This window comes from Weissella bombi, assembly GCF_900094835.1.
Taxonomy (GTDB): domain Bacteria; phylum Bacillota; class Bacilli; order Lactobacillales; family Lactobacillaceae; genus Weissella; species Weissella bombi.
Genome location: NZ_FMAO01000023.1, coordinates 1 through 6,575 on the forward strand (window position 1 = coordinate 1; position 6,575 = coordinate 6,575).

The following is a 6,575-nucleotide window of genomic DNA, read 5'->3' on the forward strand; positions in this document are numbered from 1 at the left end:
CAATTACTCCGAATGTCGGGCTCGAACCGACGACAGCACGATTAACAGTCGTGTGCTCTACCAACTGAGCTAATTCGGAATGATATGCATCGCAACGTCCTATCCTCGCAGGAGGCGATCCTCCAACTACTTTTGGCACTACTGAGCTTAACTGCTGTGTTCGGTATGGGAACAGGTGTGACCTCAGTGTCATCATCACGACACGTTTTATCAATGTAAGTACATCACTTACAATAAAATATATTATCTCTAAATTTGTTCTCTGTCAATACCTTTTACAGTAAAAACTAATGGACATGGTTTAAAATAAAATGAAAAAAGCCGTTAATTCAACCAATCTCATTTGGTTAATTAACAGCCCATTTTTCATATTTTATACTTTATTTTTGTTCGCCTTCAACATTGGCACGTAAAACATCATGTAAATGCTCATGCAAGATACCTACACGCAATCCACTGGTTGAAAAAGTAATCTTTTCAGAATCTAACATGTTCATTAGCAATACAATCGGTATTAACCCACCAACAATAATATCGGCACGATCTTTACTGATTCCAGGTACTTCTTTACGTCCTTCGTAATCCAAACCAATAATATCTTCGAAAGTCTTATTTGCTTGCGTACCCTTAATTTTATAACCATGAATATCTTCCATGTTAAACAATCGATCACGACGTCGATTAATCTTAGCTAGTGTACGGTTACTTCCTCCCAATCCAATAATTGGTAAGTTCATACCATTTTTAAGCCACCAAATATTTTGATAAATATCATTCATGGCAATAACTGCTTTAAATAATTCAGAAGCAGCAATTTGATTACTAAAATCAAAATCAGAAGAAATGGTCACTGATCCAATTGGTATACTAATTAAATTATTCACCTTACCGTTTTGAACAAGGACAATTTCAATACTTGCACCACCAGTATCAATTAATACGGCATTCGTTACAGGCAACGTCTCAGTCACACCAATATAATCATAGTAAGCTTCTTGCGTTCCAGAAATAACTTCCAAATTAATGTCGAACTCTGACTTCACTTTCTTTAAAAATGCTTTTTGATTAACTGCTTGGCGCACAGCGGCTGTTGCTACTGCCTTAATGCAAACATTATCTAATTTATCATAAACATCTTTAAATGACTGCAATGCTGCAAAAGTTCGCTTGATGGCTTCTGGCTTTAGAACCTTTTCTGGCCCCATATTTTCAGAGAGACGCACAAATTCTTTCATTTGCGTAACTGTTTCATAAGTCCCGTCTTCATTAATCTTAGTAACTGTCATTCTCACTGAATTTGACCCTAAATCAATTACGACAAAATTTTCCATAGTGTTTCCCCTACTTTCTTTTCCTAATCACCAAGCGGCTCATTTTGGTTCTCCGGACTCATCATTGGTTGAAATTGGTCTGGATTATTATGATGCTTTTTTTCTTTATTAGCCATCACTAAATGTGTTGCTTGTGCGGCAAAAAATTCTTGTGCATCTAATGAAGCATGACCACGACGATCTACGCGGTGGTATGTACCATCCGCCTCTAAAACCCTAGTTTTGACATTGTCATCCCACATAGTTTGATAAATATCTAATACTCGTTTTAACAAAGTTGGTTTCTCAATTGGGAACATTTGTTCAACACGGCGGTTTAGATTTCGTGTCATTAAATCTGCTGAAGCCAGATAAACTTGTTGTTCACCATCAAAATCAAAAATATAAATCCGACTATGCTCTAAGAATCGACCAACAATTGAATGTACCGTGATATTATCACTAATCCCTTTAATACCAGGCTTTAGGCAACAGATACCTCGGATAATTAAATCAATTGTGACACCCGCGTGAGAAGCTTCATACATTTTGGCAATCATTTCTTGATCAGATAAAGAATTCATTTTCATTCGAACCCTAACTGGTCGGTCAGATTTCGCATATTCAATCGCTAGATCTAATCGATTAATCATAAATTCACGAATACCGTTAGGCGAAATATGCAATTTATGGAAATAAGGTGGCTTTGAATAACCCGACAACATATTAAAAATGTTAGTGACATCAACACCAATGTTATTATTAGCAGTTAATAAACCAATGTCCGTATAAAAATGGGCAGTGCTATCGTTGTAGTTACCAGTTCCTAAATGGACATAGCGTCTAATACCACTCTCTTCGCGTCGTACAACCAGTGATAACTTCGAGTGTGTCTTAAGACCAACCAACCCATAAATAACGTGACATCCCATTTGTTCAAGCTCACGCGCCCAGTGAACATTATTCTCTTCATCAAACCGCGCTTTTACTTCAACCAACACTGTGACTTGTTTACCATTTTGGGCAGCTCGTCCTAAATATTTAATAATCGGTGAATTTCCCGACACACGATATAATGTCATTTTAATCGCTAATACGCCTTCATCAATAGATGCTTGGCGAATAAATTCCACCACCGAATCAAACTTGTCATATGGATGCTGCATTAATTGGTCGTGTTGCTTGATTGTATCGAAAATATTGTATTCTGACGTTAGCTTTTCATTCTGATAAGGTTTGAAAGGAATATACTTTAAGTCATCATGCCCCGTCACCTTATCAGCTAATTTCCCTAAGAAATTTAAATCAACTGGTCCATTAACTTCGTATACAGAGTCTTCATCCGTTTTTAGCTCTCGCACTAAGCGTTTACGTAATTTTTTACTGATGGTTGAGGCGACTTCTAGACGAATAACCTTACCATGAGCACGTAACTTCAACTGTTGTTGTACTTCTTTCAATAGATCTGATGTGTCTTCCTCAGCAACATCCAAATCCATGTCACGAATAACCCGGAAAACTGCAACTTCTTGAATATCATAATTAATAAATAATTGTGACACAAAACGTTCAATAATATTCTCTAACAAAATAAAATCATTTTCACCACCAGGTAATTTAACAACGCGAGGGAAAATTTTTGGCACCTGTAATGTTGCATATAATGATTTATCTGAATCTTTTTTAGTTAACCGTAAAGACAAGTTAATCGTGTCATTACTAATAAATGGGAATGGACGTGAACTATCATCAGCCATTGGCGTTAATACTGGGTACAACTCATCATGAAAATAATCTTTAATGTATCTAAATTGTTCATCAGTTAATTCATCTACCTGTAACAAATTAATACCAACTTGTTTGATAGCAGGCAATAAAATACGATTAAGCGTTGTATATTGTTTAATTAATTGTTCATGTGCCTTATCATTCACAGCCTTCAATTGTTGTGTTGGCGTTAACCCTGAGGCATCACGACCGTCCCATTCTACTGCAATCAATTTTGCCAAAGATGCGACACGCACCATAACAAACTCATCCATGTTACTCTGTGTAATTCCCAAAAAATTTAAACGCTCCAACAAGGGATTAGTCTTTTGCCGAGCTTCTTCTAAGACTCGATCATTAAAATCTAACCAACTTAATTCACGATTAGTATAAAGACTTGGATCTTCATAATCGATTTTTGTCATGACTTAACCCCCTTTTGCTTAAGTACTGGTTTTAATCCATATGTCTCTTGGAAAAACTGACTCTTTGAATTAAATACCCAATTTTCATACGCTAAATTAGCATTACTGTACGCTGATATAATGACGTGATGCGTCTTAATAGATACAGAAATTTTTTCTATTTTTTGTTGACGGTCATCATCCAAAGCATCCACCAAGCGCAAAATAGCCGCTAGCTTTGAAATCAAGCGTCGATTTTCAGCTGAAATTTGACTAAAATGACTCAAATCAGCACTTGGTGTGGTAGCACTATGATATTTTGCAATAGCAGCCACAATTTCCTTTTCTTCTTGAGACAAGCCAATAATATCCGAATTACGAATAATATATTCAGAATGTACATAGTGGGAATGGACACTAATATAATTACCGACATCATGTAAAATTGAAGCCACTTCTAACAAAACTGCCTCACGCTTACCTAACATATGCAATGGCTTTAACTGATTAAATAAATGTCGTGCAAATTTAGTCACAATCTCTCGATGGACAGGTTCTACATTATAATGATTAGCAAGATTAACGGCCATTTTAATCGTTTGATTACTAAAATCATGTTTAGAAAATCCTAATGCAACCTCTTCATTATTAACAACACCATCAATAACGCTAGAATCTGAAAAGCGCAGTGTTTTTGCATTTGTTAACTGTAAGATTCGACGTGTTAATAGTAGTTCCGGTAATACTAATGGCGTAGCCGATTCATGAATCATTAACTGTTCAATCAGATATTGATCTGAAGCATCGACAATATCATCTAATAAATCACGAAAGACATTAATCGATACTACTTTTTCAGTACTATCATGTGTATACTCCGCCACCATCTTCTTAATGGAAGATGTCCCTAATAGTATCACCTGTGTTTCTTTATTATTATCAGGTAATAATGTTACTTGACCCCCACGATCAAAATCTTTTAACTTACTATCAATATAGTCATTCAATACACCAATCGAATTAGGCGCTGAACGCCGTAAACTATCTAAATCTTCTGCAATTTTAATGGGTCCTAATGAAAAATTTGTTGAGGTCACAAACTTACCATTATCAAAACGTGTAATTGATGTATTTCCTGATGTAATACCAACAAGATAAACTATTTCAGGCACGTTTTCTTGCTGTTTTTCAAGTTCTAAGGAAATATTTTGGTTACGATAATAAGCTTCGTCACTAATCGATAACCAATTAATTTCAAGACCTGTATGAAGATAAAACTGATCAGCAATAAAGTCAGCATTGATTGCCTGTGACAGTCCTTGACTACCCCATAACTGATAATTTTCAACATCGTAATCATGTAAAATCTGAATAAACCCGGTTAACGCTTCAACCAACCTGTTAACTGATTCAAATTGTACTGGTCGATTACGATAGATATCGTCCCCTAAGTTAATATCTTTACTTACTTTTTCCAGAGATTTATGCGTTTTTAAGTTAACAATGACCAATTCCACCCCTGTAATGTTAACTGTCATTACCCCAAAGTATTTTTGAGCCATATAAAAATCTCCCCAATTTACAATTTTTCTTTTTTAATTTTCATAATGTTAGTATACCGTATTTTTCTCGATTAAATCTATTAGAAAATATTTTGGGGATATAAAAGTACACAAAAAACGTCATCTAATAAAACCTATCAGATGACGTCTATTTTTAATTATTATTTACTTTCTCGTTATGTCACCTAGTAAATATAGGTACATAGAACAAAAAAATACTCTCACATATTCTTAAATTAAGAAATGTAAGAGTTATCGCATGCCGACTGGGGGCAAAATATAATAAATTGTAAAAAATAGTACACTATATTTTTCTTTTTTAACAGTTTTCTACTATATAAATAGATAATAATTACTATTAATTGTTTTTATCAGTGCTACAAAAAATGCTACAAATTTAAAGATTCATTCACAACACAAAAAAGCCCCACTAAGCTATGTATTTTAACATAACCTAGTGGGACTTAATTTTATTTGGTTAACAACGAATCAGCATTGTACCAAATCATGCCATAAGCACCTTCTTTGATACCTGTTCCATTTGACTTATTGTCATATTGATCAATCGTTCCATAATCATAACCACGCATGAACTTTACCGTATCGCCTACACGAGTTGCACGATAGTTACCACGAGTTACGTTATCTAATACAGCTAATGGAATACCATTGGTAGTCCAGTTTGCATCCTTGCCACCTGCAAAGTTGTAGTTAATAGCTTGCCACATACCGTTGACGTAGGCAATCTTGTCTACTCGGAAACCTCTATAAGCTGTAAATCGATTATCGGCATTCTTAAACTTTTTAATCGCAGAAGTGTCATTATTTACAGCCGGCTTAACTGGCTTGCTGCTAGGTGTCACATTAGGTACAATAGCATCTTTATCAGTACCGGCGGTAAAGAAATCATCATATAAGACGTTGACGTCAAATACACCTAATGAGCTAGCAAAAGTTTGCTTTGAACCCCATTGCCAAGCATGTTCAGTATCGTATTGATGCATTGTTGATGTTGGTACGTATGGATATGCCGCTATCCACGCTTTCTCTCCATCTGGACTAACTGAAATGGCTGAACCACCTGTATAAGTCGTTGAACGGTAGCCACCATAACGAGCTACCTCGTTTTCAAACGCACGAGCAACAGGTTGCATTGCACGTCCCATGGCTATTTGATTTTGATTTTCAATATCAACTGCCAGCACAGCGCCAACAGGTAACCCATCAGCTTTGGCCATGTTCACCGCATATCGTGCTTCTTGAATTGCACCAGATACTGTGGTTGCATGTAAATAGTGATAACCGTTGATGTAAACACCTGCTTGTTGTGCAGCTGCAATGTTACCTCGTGCCGTCCAATCATGGAACCCAACACCTTCGCTAATTTTGGTTGTAACTGCCTTCAAGCCGTAATTGTTACGCATGTACGTGAACTCAGGTGTTGTCATTGCGCCATTATGGTTAGAAACATCAACCATATCAACACGAGGTGTGTTAGCTGACACTGTCTCAGTATTAGCACCATAACCAAT

Annotated in this window: 4 protein-coding genes, 1 tRNA gene and 1 rRNA gene; all 6 read right to left on the reverse strand. The window is 36.0% G+C overall.

Translation table 11 applies throughout. The features are described 5' to 3' along the window. Positions 1-6: 6 nt before the first annotated feature. A tRNA-Asn gene (locus tag GA0061074_RS08855) sits at positions 7-79 on the reverse strand. Positions 80-86: 7 nt separating this feature from the next. Further along, positions 87-203, reverse strand: a 5S ribosomal RNA gene (gene rrf, locus GA0061074_RS08860). A gap of 177 nt (positions 204-380) precedes the next feature. Next, a complete protein-coding gene (locus GA0061074_RS08865) occupies positions 381-1,331 on the reverse strand; it encodes a Ppx/GppA family phosphatase (protein ID WP_092464038.1) in 951 nt (316 codons plus the stop codon). A 23-nt stretch (positions 1,332-1,354) separates the two neighbouring features. After that, on the reverse strand, positions 1,355-3,502 hold the full coding sequence (locus GA0061074_RS08870; protein ID WP_092464043.1) for an RNA degradosome polyphosphate kinase: 2,148 nt from the start codon (positions 3,500-3,502) through the stop codon (positions 1,355-1,357). After that, the gene (locus tag GA0061074_RS08875) at positions 3,499-5,043 is read right to left on the reverse strand and encodes a Ppx/GppA phosphatase family protein (protein ID WP_092464045.1); all 1,545 of its coding nucleotides are present in this window, start codon (positions 5,041-5,043) and stop codon (positions 3,499-3,501) included. The genes GA0061074_RS08870 and GA0061074_RS08875 overlap by 4 nt, the downstream gene beginning before the upstream one ends. Before the next feature lie 470 nt (positions 5,044-5,513). Further along, positions 5,514-6,575, reverse strand: a 1,062-nt coding sequence (locus tag GA0061074_RS09255) for a GH25 family lysozyme (RefSeq protein ID WP_092464047.1), incomplete at its 5' end; no start/stop codon positions are given.